Genomic DNA, 18,814 nt, shown 5'->3' with positions numbered 1-18,814 from the left:
TGGGCAACCCGATCAAGCTGTCGGACAGCCCGACGGAAGTCACACGTTCGCCGCTGCTCGGCGAACACACCGACGAAGTGATGGCCGAACTCGGCTACTCGTCCGCACAGATCGAAGCGCTCAGGACGGCGGGCGCTATCTGAGCAAGCAGCATAGATAAGTATCGAACGAATTTGGCGCGAATGCGCAACGCAAGGAGATGACATGCCGGATGGTGCGGACTTCATCGCGTGGTCGGGACTCGAGCGCCTCGAACTGTATGTATTTGTCTTCTCGGGCGCATTGATGTTCGCGATCGCGTCGATCGTGTTCGTCAAGCGGTTCACGCATGGCAGGCGAAGCGCGCGGCAAGCGGCAGCAGGCGACAAGATTGTCGATCTGCTCGCCATGGGATTGTGTATCTGGCTCGGTTACGCTTTTGTCAACGAGCCGGCGCAACTGCCTGGCGCTGCGGCGCTGTTCGCGGTCAGCCTGCTCGCTGCGGCACTCGGGGCACACGTGATGCTGACCACACATGAGCACGATATGCGTGCGCCTGCGCATTGCGGCATGTTGGCGCGGCGCAGCGCATCGCTGCGCGTCACATGGGACGGCGACGCCGCGCGCATGCAGCCATCCGACGATTTCACGCAGTGCTGGACTTATACGAGCAATCCGCGCCGTACTCAGGCGCGTTGTCTGTCATCAGCGAGAAACGCGCACATGGCGCATGCAACGCTGCGCGTGCGCAGCCGCCAGCGACATCAGGTCAACCGTCACTGAGGAAAACACATGATGTCCGCGCCTGTCTGAAAGCGCGGACGTCGGAGTGAAAAGTCGATGAACTGCAACCCTGCGTCATTGAGCCGTGGACTCGCGAAAGAACTGATTCTTCCTGTCGAAGATCAGTTGCGCGAGAAAGTCGGCGTCATAGGCGTTGAGCAGATGCGCCTGAAAGCGCTCGATGTAGGCGGTGATGCGCGTCACTTCGTTGCTGACGTCGTCGAAGAAGTCGAGCGTGGCCTGGCTCCAGCGAAAGCGCAGGCCGAGATCGCTGAACGCGGCGTTGTAGGCGCTCAGCAGCGCTTCATTGTGCAGTTCGGCAGACTGATTCATCGCAATGCTCCTGGGTCGGGTGACGACGTTCGAGAGAAGCATAGAAGCCGCAACGAATCCGCAATAGTTAAAGTTTTATTGGCAATCCATAGCTCGTCATTTATGGACGGCCAGCTGGTTCACGCGCGTGATCTGCTCGATCAGATTCGCACCTTCTTCCATCAGAAAACGCTTGAACGCCACCGCGACGGGCGGCAAGCGCTTGTTCTTGCGATGCACGACGTACCAGTTGAGCATCACGGGAAAACCCTCGACATCGAGCACGACCAGGTGCCCGACCTGCAGTTCGAGGCTAATGGTATGCGCCGACAGGAACGCGATGCCCATGCCCGCGATCACGGCCTGTTTGATCGTCTCCGTGCTCTTGATTTCCATCGCGATCTTGAGGTTCGTCAGACGTCCCGCAAAGCCTTCCTCCATCGAATTCCATGTATCGGAGCCGCGCTCGCGCACCACGAACGCTTCGCTCGCGAGCTGGCTGAGCTTGATGTTGCGCTTGTTCGCAAGCGGATGCGTGGGCGCCGCGACGATCACATACGGATGCGGCGCGAATGCTTCGTTGATCGCGTCCATCTCCTGTGGCGGACGCACCATCACCGCGAGATCGGTCTGATTGGTCGACAGCTGATGCAACAGTTCTTCGCGGTTGTGCACGGAAAGATTCAGTTCGACACCCGCATAGCGGCGCGTGAATTCACCGAGCAGGCGCGGAAAGAAGTAGTCGCCCGCACTGATCACCGCGACGTTCAGCCTGCCGCCCGACACGCCCTTCAACTGGCCCATCGCTTCATCGACTTCATGAAACTGCTGAATGATCGCGCGGCTGTAGTGAAGCATTTCGGTGCCCGCCGGCGTCAGGTAGATCTTTTTGCCGAGCTGCTCGAACAGCGGCAGGCCAGCATGCTCTTCGAGCTGCCTGACCTGGGTGGATACGGCGGGCTGCGTGAGGTGAAGTTCCTCCGCTGCGCGCGAGAAGCTCAGATGCCGCGCCACCGTTTCGAAGACTTTCAGCTGGCGCAGGGTCGCGTTACGCATTGTCATGGCAGATGTATAAGCGAAGATGAATCTTTATGGTAACAAACTTTAATTATCAGTAATTCAGCATTGACCCTAGCATGGATTATGTAATGGCCGAATCGCAGCGCAAGCATCGGGTTAACGCCTAAAACAAGGCCCCGATGAGGCGACAAGAAGAACAGGCGACCGGAAAAGATCTAATGGAACCGGTAAATCGGCTTAAAGGCTTTTTAGAAAAGAAGAAGTGGAATTGGCATTGCGAATATCCCCGAAGCGGTCGGATCGGGGCACAACTATAAGGTGGCATGCATACAGACCGGCGCTTTGGCCGGCTGCCCTAAATAGATAGCGGAGACAGGCACATGAACAGCATTTCACAGCAAGCTCCGGTTGCGTTCTGGCGCAGCCGTTGGTGGCAACTGGCATTCGGCATTCTATGCATGGCGCTCGTCGCCAACCTGCAATACGCATGGACGCTGTTCGTCGCACCGATGAGTGCGAAGCATCATTGGGGGCAGGCCGAAGTTCAGCTCGCGTTCTCGATCTTCATTCTGACCGAGACGTGGCTGGTGCCTGTCGAAGGGTGGCTCGTCGACCGCTTCGGTCCGCGTCCTGTCGTCGCGGGCGGCGCGATCTGCGCGGGTCTTGCGTGGGTGATGAATTCGTATGCGACGACGCTGCCGGAGTTGTACATGGCGTCCGTGATTGCCGGTATCGGCGCGGGTGGCGTGTATGGCACGTGCGTCGGCAATGCGCTGAAGTGGTTTCCGGACAAGCGCGGTCTCGCAGCCGGCCTGACGGCTGCGGGCTTCGGTGCAGGCGCTGCCGTCACGGTGATCCCGATTGCAAACATGATTACGCGCACAGGTTACGAGCACACGTTCCTGTTCTTCGGCATCCTGCAAGGCGTTTCGATCTTCGTGCTGGCGTTGCTGTTGAGAAAGCCGGAAGGCGTGAAGGTGGCTGCCGTCAAGCGCAAGTTCGCCGTCACGAAGCAGGATTACACGCCGGGCCAGATGATCAAGTCGCCGGTGTTCTGGGTGATCTACGCATCGTTCGTCGCGGTCGCCGCGGGTGGTCTGATGGCGACGGCGCAGATCGGTCCGATCGCAAAGGACTGGGGCCTCGCGAAGCTGCCGATGACGCTGTTCGGCGCCACGCTGCCGCTGCTCACGATGACGTTGTCGATCGACAACATCTGCAATGGCTTCACGCGTCCGTTTTGCGGTTTCATCTCGGACAAGATCGGCCGTGAGAACACGATGTTCGCGATCTTCATCGGCGAAGGCCTCGCGCTGCTGGGCTTGATGCAGTACGGCCAGAACCCGTATGCGTTCATGACGTTCGCGGCGCTGATCTTCCTGTTCTGGGGCGAGATCTTCTCGATCTTCCCGGCGATCTGCGCGGACACGTTCGGCAGCAAGTATGCGGCGGCGAATGCCGGCACGCTTTACACCGCAAAGGGCACGGCCTCGCTGATCGTGCCGATCGCCTCCGTGCTCGCGGCGACGGGCGGCTGGAACCTGGTGTTCATCGTGTCGGCCGTGATCACGATCGCCGCCGGTGTGTCGGCGAAGTTCGTGCTCGCGCCGATGCGCGCACGCTGGATCGCTTCGTCGAACGAGACCTCTCACGAACTCGAGTCGGAACTCGCGGCAAATGGACCGGGCCTGCGTCACTGGCCGGAACAGACGGGCGAATAAACCCGTATCACTTCAACATGGCGACGTGAACACATGAACGTATCGTTGCAGCAATTGAAGGTGTTCGTCGCCGTCGCGCGTCAGCGGAGCTTCACCCGTGCGGCGCGCGAGTTCGATCTGACGCAGTCGGCCGTGAGCCGGTGCGTGCGCGAACTCGAAGAGTCGATTGCCTTGCGCCTCTTCGATCGTACGACGCGTCAGGTCGAGCTGACGACAGCCGGCTCGCGGCTCGAACGGCGCATCGGGCGCCTGATCGAAGAGATCGAGCTCACCTTGCGCGAGGAGCGCGCCGCGCACGAAGAGCACACAGGGCTGGTCGTGGTCGCGTGCGATCCCGTGACGTCGTCGGGCTGGTTGCCCGAACGGCTCGCGCGTAGCGCCGCGCATTTCCCCGACCTGATCGTCACCGCGAAAGAACAGCCTCAACATGCCGTGCTCGCAGCCATCGAGCAGGGCGAAGTCGACTTTGGCGTGCTGTGCGACGCGAACGTCGCGGGTGCGGATGCCTTTCACATGCAGCCGCTCGTGTCGACGCCGCTGTGCGCGGTGCTGCCGCACGCGCATCCGCTTGCGTCCGGCGCCGCGCTGCACTGGGAAGCGCTGCGCAACAGCCGGAGCGCCACGCAGCTCGTCACGCTCAACGCGGAGGCGGGCACGCGCAACGTCACCGAGCGCGCGTTCAACACACACCGGATCGACGCTGCCCGCGCCAACGAATGCGGGCATCTCGCCGCCGCGTTGCGTATGATCGAACTGGGACTCGGCATTGGCGTGCTGCCTGTCGACCCGCACGCTGCCGCGTTGCCGGCTGCGCTCGTCGCGCTTCCGCTCGTGCCTGAAGTGTCTGTGACGACGATGCTCGTGCGGCGCCGCAACCGCTCGTTGCGTCCGAATGCGGAAGCCGTGTGGTCGCTGTTCGCCGGCAAGGAGTTGCCCGCCCATGCCAGTGCGCCCGCGAGCGCTGGCGCAGCAATTGCACACTCGACAATCAAAGGAGCCACACACGAACCGATCCCGTGCGTACCCGATGACGAGGCGCTGATGCGGGCCTCATAGCGCGGGTGCGGGCGGTTCAGCCATCGGTTCGCGAACATGCAATATCGCCAATCGCAAGGAGTATGTGATGGACACTGAAACCGACCTCAGACGCCATGATCTTCTCATCGACGGTAAGCGGCTGCCGCCCGGCACGGGCGAATACTCAGTCAATCTCAACCCCGCGACGGAAGAGCCGATAGCGCTCGTCGCGCAAGGCAGCGCGCAGGATGTCGATACGGCCGTGAAGGCCGCGCGCGCTGCCCTCAAAGTCTGGAACGGCATGCGCGCTGCCGAGCGCGGCCGGATCCTGATGCGCTTCTCCGAAGTGCTGCGCGAGCACCAGGACGAAATCGTCGCGCTGGAAAGTCTCGACGCGGGCAAGCCGCTCGCGGCCGTCAAACGCCAGGACGTGCCCGCCGCCATCGACACGCTCGCTTACTACGCGGGCTGGTGCGACAAGATCAACGGGCAGGTCGTCCCCGTGCGCCCCGATGCGCTCACTTACACGATACGCGAGCCCGTCGGCGTGGTCGGCGCGATCGTGCCGTGGAATTTTCCGCTGATGATCGGCATGTGGAAGATCGCACCCGCGCTCGCGTGCGGTTGCACGATGGTCGTCAAGCCCGCCGAGATCACGCCGCTGTCCGCGCTGCGCGTCGCCGAACTCGCGCTGGAGGCGGGCGTGCCGCCCGGTGTGCTGAACATCGTGACGGGCAAGGGGCGGGTGGTCGGCGACGCGATCGTCGCGCATCCGGACATCGACAAGGTTACGTTCACGGGCTCGCCGTCGGTTGGGCGCGGCATTCTGCAGGGCGCGGCGGGCAACTTCAAGCGCGTGACTCTGGAACTGGGCGGCAAGTCTGCGAACGTGATTTTCGCCGATGCAAATATCGACAACGCCGTGCGCGCGGCCGCTTCCGGCATCTTCTTCAACACGGGGCAGGTGTGTTCGGCGGGCTCGCGCATTCTTGCGCATCGCGATGTCTACGATGAAGTGGTCGAACGGCTCGCGGCGCGCGCGAAAGGGATCAAGGTCGGCGATCCCGCCGAGCGCGAGACGACGATGGGGCCGCTCGTGTCCGCCGCGCAGATGAAGACGGTGCTCGATTACGTGGATATCGGCAGGAACGAGGGCGCGTCGATCGTGACGGGCGGCGCGCGTATCGGCCAGAAAGGCTTTTTCGTCGAGCCGACGGTGTTCGCAAACGTCGAGCACGAGATGCGTATCTCGCAGGAGGAAATCTTCGGGCCGGTGGCGAGCGTGGTGCGTTTCAACGACGAAGAGGACGCGGTGCGCATCGCGAACGGCACGGCCTACAGTCTGGCGGCGGGCGTGTGGAGCGCGGACATTGGCCGGGTGCATCGCGTCGCCCATGCGCTGAAGGCCGGCACGGTCTGGATCAACACCTACGGCTATACCGACGTGCGCCTGCCGTGGGGCGGTTCGGGCGATTCGGGCTTCGGCCGCGAACACGGCGACGTCGCAATCGAAAACTTCACGGAACCGAAAGCGATCTGGCTTGCCATCGAACATTGACGCAGGCTTCGCCATGAAAAAAGCGGATCGTGCGATCCGCTTTTTCTTTTCGTACGACCACGCGCCCGGAAGGCCGTTCAGGTGGTGCGCCGCACCAGCAGAAAGCTCACGCCGATCGCGCCCAGAAACGCGCCGCAGCAGCGATTGAACCAGCGGCGCACGGTGGCGCGCGTCAACCACTTGCCGAGATGCATGCCCGCCCACGAATACAGCGCAATCGCGAACCATTCGAGCACGAGGAAGCTCGCGCCGAGCACGGCAAACTGCGGAAGCATCGGCTTCGAAATATCGACGAATTGCGGCAGGAACGCGGTGAACACGAGAATCGCCTTGGGATTGCCCGCCGCCACGAAGCACTCCTGACGCGCGATGCGCCACAGCGACGCGTCGTCCTGCTTGAGCGCGTCCATCGGTCCCGCGTCGCTGCGCCAGAGCTGGATGGCGAGCCAGATCAGATAGGCCGCGCCCGTCAGCTTGATCGCGAGGAAAAACAGTTCGGACGCATGCAGCACGACGGCAAGGCCCGTTGCGGCCAGCACCAGCATGCCGGCAAACGCCACCAGCCGCCCGCTTCCCGCGACGAAAGCGGTCATGAAACCGTGCCGTGCCGCGACGTTGATCGACAGCAGGTTGTTGGGGCCGGGCGCCATGTTGATCGCGAAGCACGCGGGGAGAAAGAACAGCCAGGCGGTGAGGGACATGACGGCTCGCTCGGATGAGCCGCCGCGCGGCGCGGCGGCGAATTCGGATGGGGAATTCCTGATTGTAGCGAAACGTCGGCCGCGCATGGGCGGCAGCGGAAAGGAGCGCGCTGCGATGGTGCGGCGCGAGGGCGGGTTGTGTCGCGCGCTATTGCACGGGTTGAAGCGCCTGATGAAACGACGGGTCTCTGACGAGCGTATCGACGCTGAGCTTGACGACGTCGTCGAGTGCGAACGCGGGGTTGGTGAACTTCTGCCGGTACAGATGCACCGTGTTGCTCTTTACGTAGACGGTTTCCTTCGTCGACTCGTTGGTGACGAAGTAGCAGACCGTCATCGACCATGTGGCGGGCGAGCGCGCATCGTCGACCGAGAGCACTTCGATCCGGCCGCTCAGCACCAGTCTGTCGTGCGTGGTCACGGCGATGCCCGACTTGCGCCACGCGGACACGACCGCGTCGCGCACGACCGTCCCGACGCCCTTCTTCAGCAGGATCGACGTCGTCGCCGTGTTGGCGATCCGGTCGGCGGTGATATGGCCATCGAGCGCGGGCATGTAGGCGAATCCGCGAGCGGGAGCGATGACGAGCGCGTTGTTTGCGGGCGTCTCGTTCGACGACGCGGAGCGCGGCACGAAGAACGAGCAGGCGGACGTCAGGAGCGCGAAGCAGGCGAGGCTGGAGCGTTTGAGCAGGAGCGGGTTCACGTCGATGGCGCAGCAGGCGTGACGCTGCGTGATGAAGGTCGAAAGCGTGAGAGTCTGTCGTGCAGACATCCCGGCGAATATGAGACGCATCCTAAAATGAGTGCAGCTTCGTCAGAACGCGATGAAAAGCGAGCAAAGAGATGATTACCCGCAAAGCGGCCAGTTTGCATCGCAGGCGCCTTGGTGCAGATCCCGAAAGCGCGCGCCGCTTATCGCATTAAGATTGCTCCTACATTTATTTTTTAGATGGTCAGTGATACTCGTCGACGTTCACTTTCGACTCGACAGGAATCATGTCCATGCTCCCACCGTCCGCACTCCAATCGATGAAGCCGCTGTTCATGACGCCATGCTATGGCGGCAACGTCGCGGCGAACTTCGCAAACAGCATGCTTGCGCTCAATAACGCGTTATGGACGACGGGCATGCAGGGGGCAGTGCGGATCCGTTCCGGCGAGAGCCTGATCACGCGTGCACGCAACGAAGCCGTCGCCGAATTCCTGCTCGATCCGGGCTTTACGCATCTGTTCTGGATCGACGCGGACGTCGGCTTTTCCGTCGATCAGGTGCTCCGTCTGCTGCTGGCCGATCGCGATGTCGTGGCGGGCGTCTATCCGCTCAAGCGCTTCGACTGGCCCGGCGTGCTGCCCGCCGGCATCACCCAGGAAACCTTCGCGGCGCGCTACTTGCGCTATCCCGTGAATGCGCACGACGGCGTGTCTTCCGGGATCGACGGCGACGGATTTCTCGAAGTCAGCGAAGCGCCGACGGGCTTCATGTGCATCCGGCGCAGCGTGATCGAAACGATGATCGCCCGCCTGCCCGAACTGAAATACGTGCCAGACGGTCCGCCCGATTCGCCGCTCTACGATCTCTGCTATCGCTTCTTCGACGTGATGGTCGAACCGTCGACCCAGCGCTACCTGTCGGAAGACTATGCGTTCTGCCGACGCTGGCGCGAGATCGGCGGCCGGGTGTTCGTCGATACGCAATCGAAGCTGTCGCATCAGGGGCTGTACACGTGGCACGGCGACTTCGGCGCGTCGCTCGCGGCGAGTCCGCAGACGGCGATCGGCGGCGAGTGCTGACGCATGGAAGCCAACGAATTGAGCGTGCGTGCGCGCGGCGGCACGGAATTGATGCTGCACGCGCTTCACGCGCGACTCGACCCGCAGCTGGCGCGACAGTTTCAGATCATTCCATCACGCGTGCGCCGGCTCGATCCTGAGCGTAAGCGGATTCTCTGGCTGCACGACAAGCCGAGCCGGGAAGAGGCCAGCTTCCTGGAACACGCTGAGAACCGCGCAGCGTTTGCCGGCATCGTGTGCGTGTCGCATTATCAGGCGGCGTTGTACCAGATGATTCCAAACGTGCCGTACGCGGACATGACGGTGCTTCAGAACGCAATCGAGCCGTTCGACGCCTATCGTCCGCGGCGCGGCGAACGCATCCGCCTGATCTACCACACGACGCCGGATCGCGGCCTCGAAATTCTCGTGCCGGTATTCGAGTACCTCGCGACTCGCCACGCCGACATCGAACTCGACGTTTTTTCAAGCTTCGGCATCTATGACTGGGCGGAGCGCGACGCGCCTTATCGGTCGCTGTTCGAGCGATGCCGCGCGCATCCGCGTATCCGCTATCACGGCGCGCAGCCGAATGCCGTCGTGCGCGGCATGCTGAGCGAATGCGACATCTTCGCGTATCCGAACATCGAGCCGGAGACCAGTTGCATTGCGGCCATCGAAGCGATGTCGGCCGGCTGTCTCACCGTCTGCGCGGCGTATGGCGGTCTGCCCGAGACCTGCGCGAACTACGCGAAGCTCTATCCGTTCACCGAAAACATGCAGGTTCACGCGCAGCGTTTCGCTGCCGCGCTCGATGCGGCGATCGCGGCGGTCCGGGCGCGCAATGCCGACGACGAGCGCTTGCGCGCGCAGCAGGTCGACTACTTCACGCGCTTCTATTCGTGGGACAGGCGCATCGGTGAGTGGGACGCGTATCTGCGCAGCCTGTTGTCATGACGGTCCGATAATCGACGCGACGAGTCTCAGATCGCCTTGAGAGAAATTAAGAATCTGGCGATTCAACCGGACGCGTCCGCTCCTTAAACTTCAAAGATCACTTGCCGGGCCGCGCGGCGCGATGCAACGATCGACAGGTCGCTGGATCGATCGATCCGTTATCGCCACGCGCCGCAGCCGTGCCTCTCAGGCGCGGCTGTTCATGCCCGCAGCCTTTTGTTTCCAACGCGAGATCTTGACGTGAATCACCTGCGATCATTCCTCGCGCGCGGGCAGGGCATCTCCGTGGCACCGGTTCGTCCGCTGCCATTCAAACGCAAGACGCTTTCCAGCGTGGCCGCATTTTCGGCGTTGTGGATCGGGGCCTCGATGGCGCCCGGTGCGTCCACCGCGCTCGCCGCCCAGAAGGCGCACAAACATGGTTTCGCTCACAAGCGGCGGCACCATCTTGCTGTTGCACGGAAGATGACGTTGCCGGGCGCGCAACCCGCCACTTCGTTCGATGCCGTACCGCGTTCGTCGCGTGACGCCGATGCCGCGCGTGCCGAATCCATTGTGAATCCGCCCAAGGCTGGCGCGTCCGTATCGCCGCCCGCCCGCAGCGACGCTGCTACGCAGATGCAGGGCTATTCGATGGCGTCGCTCAGTTTGCGCATGCCGTCGAACGCACTGGTGCTCGGCACGGTCTGCGCGACCACGCCGACGATGTGCGTACCCATCGCCCACGATGACCAGAGTGAGGTCCACGAATGGTCCGGCCGCGTCAAGCAGCAAGGCGCGCCCGATGACGCCGGCGAGGCGACGACAGCGTTCGGCGACGTCGCGGGCTTCAGCATGCAGGGCGGCGACGTCCGGTCGAGCGCCGGCCCGATCGACACGTCGCTGCGTGCGTCGCTCGAACACGCGGGTTTCGCCGCGAGCGTCGTCGAGCAGATCGCCGGGATATTCGCGGGCCGCGTCGACGTGGACGCACCGGCGCAAGCGGGCGACGAGTATCGGATCGTGATGGAGCCAGCCGGCGATTCGGCCGAACCGCGCGTTGCGTCGCTCGAAGTCCGTCTGAACGGACGTGCGTACGATGCGCTCTGGTTCGCCGCGCCGGGCGCGGAGCAAGGCGCGTACTACACGCTCGACGGCGCGCGGATCGCAAGCGAGCCGTTCACGATGCCGCTGGACTATGGCCGGGTGAGTTCGCCGTTCGGCATGCGCCGGCATCCCGTCTACGGCGAGCGCCGCTTCCACACGGGCGTCGATCTGACCGCGCCCGCCGGCACGCCGATCTACGCGGCGGCGGGCGGCATCGTCGAGATGGCCGTCGACGGGCGCGGGTATGGCAAGCACGTCGTGCTGCGTCACGACGACGGCTATTCGACCTGGTACGCGCATTTGTCGCTGTTCGCGGGCGAGTTGAAGCCAGGACAGCGCATCGAACAGGGGCAGGTGATCGGTTATGTCGGCCGCACCGGGACGACGACGGGGCCGCACCTGCACTACGAAGTGCGCAAGGACGACCATCCCGTCGATCCGATGACGCTGACCGCCCATCGGTTCGTCGCGCCGCTGTCGGGTGCCGCGCGCGTCGCGTTCAACGAGCGCGCCGAGGCCGCGCGCACGAGCCTGGCTGCGCTGTCGTCGCAGCCTCCGCGCATCGCGTTGATCCTCCAGCCGCCGCGTTTCTTCTGATGCGGCCACGATGGCGCGCCGCGCGCCATCGCTTCTTTCCTATTGCCTGTCCCGTTGCCGTTCGCCGTTCCGCGGCGCGTGGACTTGCGCGCCTGGGCGCCGCGAGATTTAATACAGTCCATCCGATGGACGTGCGCGCCCCGTTTTCGCTGTGCAGCGCAACACGACCGAGGCGAACATGTCCGCCAGCCCGAAGCCGTCCAACGCATGACGCGCCTTCGGCACGCGGTCGCAGCGCTCCCGATGCAAGCCGATTCACAAGAACGGAGAAAAGCATGAAGGCCAGCACCATCGCGGAACGGGAAGCCAGCGGGCGCTCGGCCCGCGAACACGCAAGACGCTCCAGTCATCGCGCGATCGGTCCCATGCATCGCCATCCCATCGACCTGCTCCGGCAAAGCAGCGAAGGACGCGTCGAGCGTCTCGTGCCGCTTCGTTACGGGCGCATGACGGCGTCGCCGTTCGCGTTCTTTCGCGGCAGCGCGATCCTGCAGGCGCACGATCTGAGCTTGACGCCGCACACGACGCTCACGCTGCCGATCTGCGGCGACGCGCATCTGCTGAACTTCGGCGGCTTCGCGACGCCCGAGCGTCAGCTGATTTTCGACCTGAACGATTTCGACGAAGTGTCGCCTGCGCCGTTCGAATGGGATCTGAAGCGCCTCGCCGCGAGTTTCGTGCTCGCGGCGCGGCACATGCGCTTCAGCCGCGGCGCCGCTCACGATCTCGTGATGACGGCCGTGAAGCAGTATCGCGATCGCATCGCGCAGTACGCGCAATTCGGTGCGCTGGAGCTGTGGTGCGAGCGGATCACGTTCGACCGTATGGTCGATACGGCCGTGAACGCCGAGAACCGCCGGCTGATCCGGCGCGCGATGGAAAAGGCGGCCGCCCGCACGCACGAGAGCATGCTCGACAAGCTGGCCGAGCGCGACGGCGAGCGTTACGTGATGCGCGACCTGCCGCCCGGTCTTTTCCACGTGCATGGGGCCAACACGCTGTTCGATCCGGAAGACGACTGGTTCAAGACCGGCGACTGGCACAAGCTGATCCACGAGACATACCAGGGCTATCTGAGGACGCTCGACGACGACCGCCGCGAGTTGCTCGGCCAGTTCGCGCTGCACGATCTCGTCTTCAAGGTGGCCGGCGTCGGCGGCGTGGGCACGCGTTGTCTCGTGCTGCTCACGGCCGATCCGCAAGGCAAACCGCTCTTTCTGCAGGTCAAGGAGGCGCGGCGCTCGGTGATCGCTCAACATTTCAACGCGGGGACGCGCAAGTCCGAGCCGAAGCACGAGGGCGAGCGCGTCGTGCTGGGCCAGCGGATGCTGCAGGCCGCGAGCGATATCTTTCTGGGCTGGTCGACGGGACCGTCGGGGCGCCCGTTCTATGTCCGGCAGTTGCGCGACATGAAACTGGCGCCGAGCATCGAGCTGTTCGACGTCGAGCAGATGAACGGTTACGCGCGGCTATGCGGCTGGGCGCTGGCGCGCGCGCATGCGAAGGCGGGCGGCAAGGCGATCGAGATCGGCGCGTATATTGGACGCAGTGACCAGTTCGCGGAAGCGCTCGCGGAGTATGCGTCGGCCTATGCCGATCAGGTCGAGCGCGATTATGACGTGTTCATGAAAGCGTGTCGCAGCGGCGATCTCGATGCGCGCACGGACGAGGACATGGCCGCCGATTTCCGTGTCTGATTCGAGTGCGCGCCGCCGTCTGCGAACGATGGCGCGCGTTCGATGGGCTGTGTTCGATCGCGTGCACAGCGACGCGGTACAGTCGCCAAGGGCACCATGGGCGGACGGTTCAGCCGTTAGCCCGTCCGTAGCAGGCAGTAGCAGGGCAACGTAGTGCTAACTCTGACTGGAGGTTCGCATGCTTTCCCTCATTGGCACGATAGTCGTCGGCCTGGTCGTCGGTCTGATTGCACGCGCGCTCAAACCGGGCGACGACAGCATGGGTCTCATCATGACGATCATCCTCGGCATTGCCGGCTCGCTGCTGGCGGGCTATATCGGGCGCGCGCTCGGTTGGTATCAGCCGGGGCAGGCGGCGGGCTGGATCGCGTCGATCGTCGGCGCGATCGTGCTGCTGCTCATCTATCACCTGATCCGGCGACGCACCTAGCATTTCGCACCGTCGCGCGGCGCGTATCAGGCGGCGCCGGCCGCGTCGCGCAGCGTCACGAAGCGCAGTCCGCGCGCGCGCACGGTGTCGATCAGGCGCGGCAGCACGTCGAGCACGACGGGCTCGCCTGACGCGCCTATTGCCGCGCTCGCATCGTGCAACAGCAGGATGTCGCGCGCGGCGAGGCCATCGACGAGCCTTTCCAGCACGCGCTCCGGGTTGCGTTCACGCGTATCGAAGCCGCGGCGCGTCCAGGCGGCGAGCCGCAGGTCGAGCTTTTGCAGCACCGGTTCGAGAAACAGGTTGCGCAGGCCGGCCGGCGCGCGGAAGAACATCGGACGCTCGCCCGTCAGTGCTTCGAGCGTGTGCTGCGCGGCGTCGATTTCGCGCGTCAGCCCGCCCGGCAGCGTGACTGAGAACGTGTGCACGTGAACCTGCGAGTGATTTTCGACGTCGTGCCCACGCGCGACGATCTCGCGCATCAGCGCGGGATGGCGCTGCGCGCGGGCGCCGATGCAGAAAAAGGTTGCGCGCACGCCATGCGCGTCGAGCAGGGCGAGCACCTTCGGCGTGACGACGGGATCGGGGCCGTCGTCGATCGTCAGCGCGACGGCGTCGGCGTTGCGCGGCGTGTCGGGCAGGCGCGTCCAGTTCGGCCCGAGCAGCGACGAGCGCGGCCACAATCCGATCGATACGACGACCAGATGGCTCGCGAAGATGCCCGCGAGCCACCACGGCCACGCGGAAGGCGCGAGCGCCCAGCCGGCCAGCATCGCGACATGCCACGCAATGGTGGCGTTGAACATCGGCGGATTGCCCGTGCTGGGCCAGCGGCGCGCGGGCGCCGATTGCGCGGCCGCGCGCGGCAGCGGCGGATTCGGTGGATTCATGATGCGTTGGGTCTGCCGGATTTCGCGTTCGCGGGAACCGTCAGACTTTCTTGATGCACGTCAAACGCGAACGATACCATTCGCGCGCGTCCCGTCTCGAAATTGGGAGGGTTGGAAAGAGAAAGTGCTCGCCGAAACCCAGTATCCTTGACGCCTTTCCACCGCTCCGCCGCCTGCGGATCCGCGCCATGCGCCTGCGCCACATCGAAGTCTTTCACGCCATCATGCGCACCGGTTCGCTGTCGAAAGCGGCCGAGCTGTTGTGCGTTTCGCAGCCTGCCGTCAGCAAGGTGCTCGCCCACGCCGAGCGCAGCGCGGGCCTCACGCTGTTCAACCGCGTGCACGGCCGCCTTCAGCCGACGCGCGAAGCCGAGCTGCTGTTCTCCGAAACGCAGAAGCTCCAGGCGAATCTCGACAGCATCCGCGACCTCGCGCGCAATCTGGCGCTGCAGCCGGAAGGACATTTGCGCATCGGCTGTCTGCCGAGCCTGGGCCTGAGCCTGATTCCGCCCGCCGTCGAGGCGTTTCGCGCGGCGTACCCGCGTGTGTCGCTGCGCATCCAGACGCGCCACACCGAGGAACTGCTGAACGCGCTGCTGACGCGCGACCTCGATCTGGCCGTGGCGCTGAACCCGCCCGCACGGCCGGGCATCGCGTCCGTCGAACTGGGGCGCACGCCCGTCGTATGCGTCGGTCCTCGCAACGAGACAGCCGCTGATCAGCCGATAACGCTGCAGACGTTCGTCGAAGGCGACTGGATCGGCATTGGCAGTACCGATCCGCTGGGCGAGATGATCGGCAATGCGCTGGAAGCATTGGGACTCGACGGGCACGCGCCGGCTGTCGAGGCGCATACCTGGCATGTCGCCCGTGCGCTGGCCGCGCGCGGCATCGGACATGCGCTGCTGGACGAGTTGACCGCGAAGAGCGGTGCCGAAGCCGTGAGCGTGCGGCCCATTGCGCCGCCGTTGTCGATTGGCGTGTTTGCGTTGTGGCGCGACGGCGGTTTGACTTCGCAGGCGGGCAACGCATTCGTCGACGTACTGCGCGCACGCTTCGCGTAAGACCGATATCAACGGATGCGCCGGCCTTAACCTGAGGTTATGCAGCATCGCATCTCGTCATTTGATGCGCCGTTTTCGGCGCGCGACACTCGCCTGCAATGCAATCGCAAGGTTTGAGCATTCATGCGTGTGTGTGTTCTCGGAGCAGGCGTCGTCGGACTGACGACGGCCTGGAGTCTGGCCCGCGACGGCCATGACGTGACGATCGTCGAAGCGCGCGGCGGCGCGGCGCTCGAAGCGAGCTTCGCCAACGGCGGGCAGCTGAGCTACAGCTATGTCGCGCCGCTCGCCGACCCCGCCGTGCTGCCGAAGCTGCCCGCGTGGCTGTTGAAGCGCGATTCCGCGCTGCGTTTCGTTCCGCGTTTCGATGCGCAGCAATGGCGCTGGTGCGCCGCGTTTCTGCTCGCGTGCCGCAGTCATCGCGCGCGGCAGACGGCGCTCGAGATGCTGAGCCTCGGTGCGCTCAGCAAGGCAGCCTTGCATGAGATCGTCGAACGTGAGTCGATTGCGTTCGACTACGTGCGCAACGGCAAGCTCGTCGTCTATCGCGATCCGCACGAGTTCGAACGCGCGCGGCACAAGATGGAACGGCTCGTCGCGGCGGGCTCGGATCAGCGCGCGCTGGACGGCAGCCAGTGCACCGTGCTCGAACCCGCGCTCGCGCATGCGCAACCGTTGATCGCGGGCGGCATTCATACGCCGTCGGAAGAAGCGGGCGACTGTCAGCGCTTCAGCGTCGCGCTCGCGGATGCACTGCGGGAGCGGCATCGCGTGACGTTTCGCTATGACACGCCGGTGCGCGAACTCGTCACAGCGGGGCCGCGCATCGTCGCGGCGCGCACGGCATCGGGCGATATCGAAGCCGATGCGTTCGTCGTCGCGTTGGGACTCGGCAGCGTGCCGCTGCTCGCTGCGCTCGGCGTGCGTTTACCCATCTACCCGCTGACGGGCTACAGCCTGACGATCGACGGCGCCGATCCACGGCACGCGCCGCGCGTCAGCGTGACGGACCTGCATCGCAAGGTGGTGTACGCGCCGCTTGGCGAGCGCTTGCGGATTGCGGGCATGGTCGAGATCGCGGGCTTGCGTGACGCGCAGCGGGCAGCGCGCATCGACTTGCTCAAACGCCAGGCGCAAGAGATATTTCCCGCCGCCGGCGACTACGCGAACGCGCAGACCTGGTGCGGGCACCGCCCCGCCACACCCGACTCGAAGCCGCTGATCGGCCGGACGCCCTTCGGCAATCTCTGGCTCAACACGGGTCACGGCGCGCTGGGTTTCACACTCGCATGCGGCAGCGCGCGCGTGATCGCGGATTTGATCGCGGGCCGCCCGCCATCCGTCGATATCGCGGCTTACGCATACGACCGCTGAATTCGTTGTACATACACCCACACAACAGGAGACACGACTTGAAAACAAACATCGTAAAGTGCGCTGCATTCGTCGCATTGGCCGTCGCAGGCGGCAACGCCTCAGCGCAGGAGCCGAGCGCGACGTTGAAGAAAATTCGCGAAACGGGCGCGATTTCGCTGGGCGTGCGCGAATCTTCGGTGCCGTTTTCGTACTACGACGAAGAGCAACATGTGATCGGCTATTCGCAGGCCATCGCACTGAAGATCGTCGATCAGGTGAAGAAAGAACTCAACCTGCCCGACCTCAAGGTGCGCGAGATTCCCATCACGTCGCAGAACCGGATCCCACTCGTGCAGAACGGCACGATTGACATCGAATGCGGCTCGACCACGCACACGAAAGAGCGCGACAACCAGGTCGCGTTCTCGAACAGCTTCTTCCAGTACGGCGTGCGCATGATCGCGAAGAAGGACTCGGGCGTGAAGGACTTCGGCGATCTCGCGAACAAGACGGTGGTAACGACGGCGGGCACATCGGAAGAGCGTCTGTTGCGGCAGATGAACGCCGAGAAGTCGATGAACATGCGCCTCATCAGCGCGAAGGATCACGCCGAGTCGTTCCTCAACGTGAAGACAGGGCGAGCCGTTGCGTTCGTGATGGACGATCCGCTGCTGTACGGCGCGAAGGCGAAGGAAGCGAACGCGGACGAGTATCTGATCACGGGCACGTCGCCGATGTCCGAGGTCTATGCCTGCATGTTCCGCAAGGACGATCCCGGCTTCAAGAAACTCACGGATGGCGTGATCGCGCGCTTGCAAACTTCGGGCGAAGCGGCGAATCTCTATCAGAAGTGGTTCACGCAACCCATTCCGCCGAAGGGCATCAACCTGAACTACCCGTTGTCGGCGGAGATGAAACAGCTGTTCGCGAAGCCGAACGACCGGGCGCTCGACTGACGTGTCCGCGTCGTGCGGTGCCGCGCGCAGCCTACCTGGAGATAAGGTGTGACGCAGACATCGGAAACGACGAAAACGGACAAGGTGGCGCTCGTGACGGGCGCGGGTAGCGGCATCGGCCGTGCGACGGCGCGCAAGCTGCTCGCCAGCGGCTACAGCGTCGTGCTGACGGGGCGCAGGCAGGCCCCGCTCGATGCGCTCGCAACGGAAGCTGAACAGCAGGGCAAGGACGCGTTCGCCGTTGCTTGCGACGTGACGGATGCGGCGAGCGTCGCCGCGCTGTTCGACGCGATCCGGTTGCGTTACGGCCGGCTCGATGTGCTGTTCAACAACGCGGGCCGCAATGCGCCGCCCGTCGAAATCGACCAGATCGAACTCGACGACTGGCGCTCCGTCGTCGATACGAACTTGACGGGCGTGTTCCTGTGCACGCGCGCGGCCTTCGCGATGATGAAGGCGCAAACGCCGCGCGGCGGGCGCATCATCAACAACGGCTCGATCTCCGCACACGCGCCGCGGCCCTTGAGCATCGCCTACACGGCGACCAAGCACGCGATCACGGGCCTCACGAAATCGGTGTCGCTCGACGGCCGGCCGTACGACATCGTGTGCGGCCAGATCGACATCGGCAACGCGTCGACGGAAATGGCCGAGCGGATGGCGCGCGGCGTGCCGCAAGCCAACGGCACGATCGCCGTCGAACCGCTGATGGACGTCGAACACGTTGCCGACGCCGTGCTGCACATGGCGAGCCTGCCGCTTTCGGCGAACGTGCAGTTCATGACGATCATGGCGAGCAAGATGCCGTTCGTCGGGCGCGGGTAAGGCACGCGTGACCCGAGACATGACGCAGGCATGACACAGCGCGGCAATCTCGCCCGACTTATACTGGACGCCTCCCGAACCACTGGAAGTGG

Annotated in this window: 18 protein-coding genes and 1 pseudogene; 14 read left to right on the top strand and 5 right to left on the bottom strand. The window is 64.2% G+C overall.

Features of this window, described 5'->3' with window-relative positions:
* A pseudogene (locus G3N95_RS16560) lies at positions 1-143 on the top strand (formyl-CoA transferase); the annotation flags it as partial.
* Between the two features lie 61 nt (positions 144-204).
* Positions 205-762 (top strand): NADP transhydrogenase subunit beta, encoded by a 558-nt coding sequence (locus G3N95_RS16555; RefSeq protein WP_205971155.1) that lies wholly within the window; start codon positions 205-207, stop codon positions 760-762.
* A 75-nt stretch (positions 763-837) separates the two neighbouring features.
* On the opposite strand, the gene G3N95_RS16550 is transcribed toward G3N95_RS16555, so the two are convergent.
* Together G3N95_RS16550 and G3N95_RS16545 are read right to left on the bottom strand one after the other, a co-directional pair.
* Complete coding sequence (locus tag G3N95_RS16550; protein ID WP_205971154.1) at positions 838-1,095, bottom strand: hypothetical protein; 258 nt, start codon at positions 1,093-1,095, stop codon at positions 838-840.
* Positions 1,096-1,191: 96 nt separating this feature from the next.
* Positions 1,192-2,136 (bottom strand): LysR family transcriptional regulator, encoded by a 945-nt coding sequence (locus tag G3N95_RS16545; RefSeq protein ID WP_012403975.1) that lies wholly within the window; start codon positions 2,134-2,136, stop codon positions 1,192-1,194.
* A gap of 338 nt (positions 2,137-2,474) precedes the next feature.
* Between G3N95_RS16545 and oxlT the strand changes: the two genes are divergently transcribed.
* The 3 genes from oxlT to G3N95_RS16530 all read left to right on the top strand — a co-directional run bounded on the left by oxlT (position 2,475) and on the right by G3N95_RS16530 (position 6,390).
* Entirely contained in the window at positions 2,475-3,815 is a 1,341-nt protein-coding gene (gene oxlT / locus G3N95_RS16540) for an oxalate/formate MFS antiporter (protein WP_205971153.1), read from the top strand.
* Between the two features lie 33 nt (positions 3,816-3,848).
* Complete coding sequence (locus G3N95_RS16535) at positions 3,849-4,871, top strand: LysR family transcriptional regulator (RefSeq protein ID WP_205971152.1); 1,023 nt, start codon at positions 3,849-3,851, stop codon at positions 4,869-4,871.
* Positions 4,872-4,938: 67 nt separating this feature from the next.
* Entirely contained in the window at positions 4,939-6,390 is a 1,452-nt protein-coding gene (locus tag G3N95_RS16530) for an aldehyde dehydrogenase family protein (RefSeq protein WP_205971151.1), read from the top strand.
* 77 nt (positions 6,391-6,467) lie between these two features.
* Here G3N95_RS16530 and G3N95_RS16525 read toward each other — a convergent pair whose 3' ends face one another.
* Both G3N95_RS16525 and G3N95_RS16520 read right to left on the bottom strand, forming a co-directional pair.
* Positions 6,468-7,091 (bottom strand): LysE family translocator, encoded by a 624-nt coding sequence (locus G3N95_RS16525; RefSeq protein ID WP_205971150.1) that lies wholly within the window; start codon positions 7,089-7,091, stop codon positions 6,468-6,470.
* A gap of 148 nt (positions 7,092-7,239) precedes the next feature.
* Positions 7,240-7,866, bottom strand: coding sequence for a hypothetical protein (locus G3N95_RS16520; RefSeq protein ID WP_241018590.1), 627 nt, complete (start codon positions 7,864-7,866; stop codon positions 7,240-7,242).
* Between the two features lie 230 nt (positions 7,867-8,096).
* Between G3N95_RS16520 and G3N95_RS16515 the strand changes: the two genes are divergently transcribed.
* The 5 genes from G3N95_RS16515 (at position 8,097) to G3N95_RS16495 (ending at position 13,631) form a co-directional block, all read left to right on the top strand.
* The gene (locus G3N95_RS16515; protein WP_205971149.1) at positions 8,097-8,885 is read left to right on the top strand and encodes a hypothetical protein; all 789 of its coding nucleotides are present in this window, start codon (positions 8,097-8,099) and stop codon (positions 8,883-8,885) included.
* Positions 8,886-8,888: 3 nt separating this feature from the next.
* A complete protein-coding gene (locus G3N95_RS16510; RefSeq protein WP_205971148.1) occupies positions 8,889-9,821 on the top strand; it encodes a glycosyltransferase in 933 nt (310 codons plus the stop codon).
* A gap of 240 nt (positions 9,822-10,061) precedes the next feature.
* The gene (locus tag G3N95_RS16505; RefSeq protein ID WP_205971147.1) at positions 10,062-11,504 is read left to right on the top strand and encodes a M23 family metallopeptidase; all 1,443 of its coding nucleotides are present in this window, start codon (positions 10,062-10,064) and stop codon (positions 11,502-11,504) included.
* 275 nt (positions 11,505-11,779) lie between these two features.
* Positions 11,780-13,201, top strand: a complete 1,422-nt coding sequence (locus G3N95_RS16500; protein ID WP_205971146.1) for a DUF2252 domain-containing protein — start codon at positions 11,780-11,782, stop codon at positions 13,199-13,201.
* Between the two features lie 178 nt (positions 13,202-13,379).
* Positions 13,380-13,631 (top strand): GlsB/YeaQ/YmgE family stress response membrane protein, encoded by a 252-nt coding sequence (locus G3N95_RS16495; RefSeq protein WP_205971145.1) that lies wholly within the window; start codon positions 13,380-13,382, stop codon positions 13,629-13,631.
* A gap of 26 nt (positions 13,632-13,657) precedes the next feature.
* On the opposite strand, the gene G3N95_RS16490 is transcribed toward G3N95_RS16495, so the two are convergent.
* Positions 13,658-14,521, bottom strand: coding sequence for a polysaccharide deacetylase family protein (locus G3N95_RS16490; protein WP_205971144.1), 864 nt, complete (start codon positions 14,519-14,521; stop codon positions 13,658-13,660).
* A gap of 188 nt (positions 14,522-14,709) precedes the next feature.
* Between G3N95_RS16490 and G3N95_RS16485 the strand changes: the two genes are divergently transcribed.
* From G3N95_RS16485 to G3N95_RS16470, 4 genes are all read left to right on the top strand, one after another.
* Positions 14,710-15,585 (top strand): LysR substrate-binding domain-containing protein, encoded by an 876-nt coding sequence (locus G3N95_RS16485; protein WP_205971143.1) that lies wholly within the window; start codon positions 14,710-14,712, stop codon positions 15,583-15,585.
* 123 nt (positions 15,586-15,708) lie between these two features.
* Entirely contained in the window at positions 15,709-16,959 is a 1,251-nt protein-coding gene (locus G3N95_RS16480) for a D-amino acid dehydrogenase (RefSeq protein ID WP_205971142.1), read from the top strand.
* Between the two features lie 77 nt (positions 16,960-17,036).
* Complete coding sequence (locus tag G3N95_RS16475; RefSeq protein ID WP_241018609.1) at positions 17,037-17,897, top strand: glutamate/aspartate ABC transporter substrate-binding protein; 861 nt, start codon at positions 17,037-17,039, stop codon at positions 17,895-17,897.
* Between the two features lie 48 nt (positions 17,898-17,945).
* Entirely contained in the window at positions 17,946-18,722 is a 777-nt protein-coding gene (locus tag G3N95_RS16470; protein ID WP_205971140.1) for an SDR family oxidoreductase, read from the top strand.
* Positions 18,723-18,814: the final 92 nt, after the last annotated feature.

Source organism: Paraburkholderia sp. Tr-20389, from assembly GCF_017104565.1.
Classification (GTDB): Bacteria; Pseudomonadota; Gammaproteobacteria; order Burkholderiales; family Burkholderiaceae; genus Paraburkholderia.
Note: the sequence above shows the minus strand (reverse complement) of the source record. Positions and strands in the feature narration are given on the sequence as shown.

Coding starts and splice junctions, on each gene's coding strand:
- G3N95_RS16555 (WP_205971155.1), top strand. CDS start 205: ATGCCGGATGGTGCGGACTTCATCGCGTGGTCGGGACTCGAGCGCCTC.
- G3N95_RS16550 (WP_205971154.1), bottom strand. CDS start 1,095: ATGAATCAGTCTGCCGAACTGCACAATGAAGCGCTGCTGAGCGCCTAC.
- G3N95_RS16545 (WP_012403975.1), bottom strand. CDS start 2,136: ATGACAATGCGTAACGCGACCCTGCGCCAGCTGAAAGTCTTCGAAACG.
- oxlT (WP_205971153.1), top strand. CDS start 2,475: ATGAACAGCATTTCACAGCAAGCTCCGGTTGCGTTCTGGCGCAGCCGT.
- G3N95_RS16535 (WP_205971152.1), top strand. CDS start 3,849: ATGAACGTATCGTTGCAGCAATTGAAGGTGTTCGTCGCCGTCGCGCGT.
- G3N95_RS16530 (WP_205971151.1), top strand. CDS start 4,939: ATGGACACTGAAACCGACCTCAGACGCCATGATCTTCTCATCGACGGT.
- G3N95_RS16525 (WP_205971150.1), bottom strand. CDS start 7,091: ATGTCCCTCACCGCCTGGCTGTTCTTTCTCCCCGCGTGCTTCGCGATC.
- G3N95_RS16520 (WP_241018590.1), bottom strand. CDS start 7,866: ATGTCTGCACGACAGACTCTCACGCTTTCGACCTTCATCACGCAGCGT.
- G3N95_RS16515 (WP_205971149.1), top strand. CDS start 8,097: ATGCTCCCACCGTCCGCACTCCAATCGATGAAGCCGCTGTTCATGACG.
- G3N95_RS16510 (WP_205971148.1), top strand. CDS start 8,889: ATGGAAGCCAACGAATTGAGCGTGCGTGCGCGCGGCGGCACGGAATTG.
- G3N95_RS16500 (WP_205971146.1), top strand. CDS start 11,780: ATGAAGGCCAGCACCATCGCGGAACGGGAAGCCAGCGGGCGCTCGGCC.
- G3N95_RS16495 (WP_205971145.1), top strand. CDS start 13,380: ATGCTTTCCCTCATTGGCACGATAGTCGTCGGCCTGGTCGTCGGTCTG.
- G3N95_RS16490 (WP_205971144.1), bottom strand. CDS start 14,521: ATGAATCCACCGAATCCGCCGCTGCCGCGCGCGGCCGCGCAATCGGCG.
- G3N95_RS16485 (WP_205971143.1), top strand. CDS start 14,710: ATGCGCCTGCGCCACATCGAAGTCTTTCACGCCATCATGCGCACCGGT.
- G3N95_RS16480 (WP_205971142.1), top strand. CDS start 15,709: ATGCGTGTGTGTGTTCTCGGAGCAGGCGTCGTCGGACTGACGACGGCC.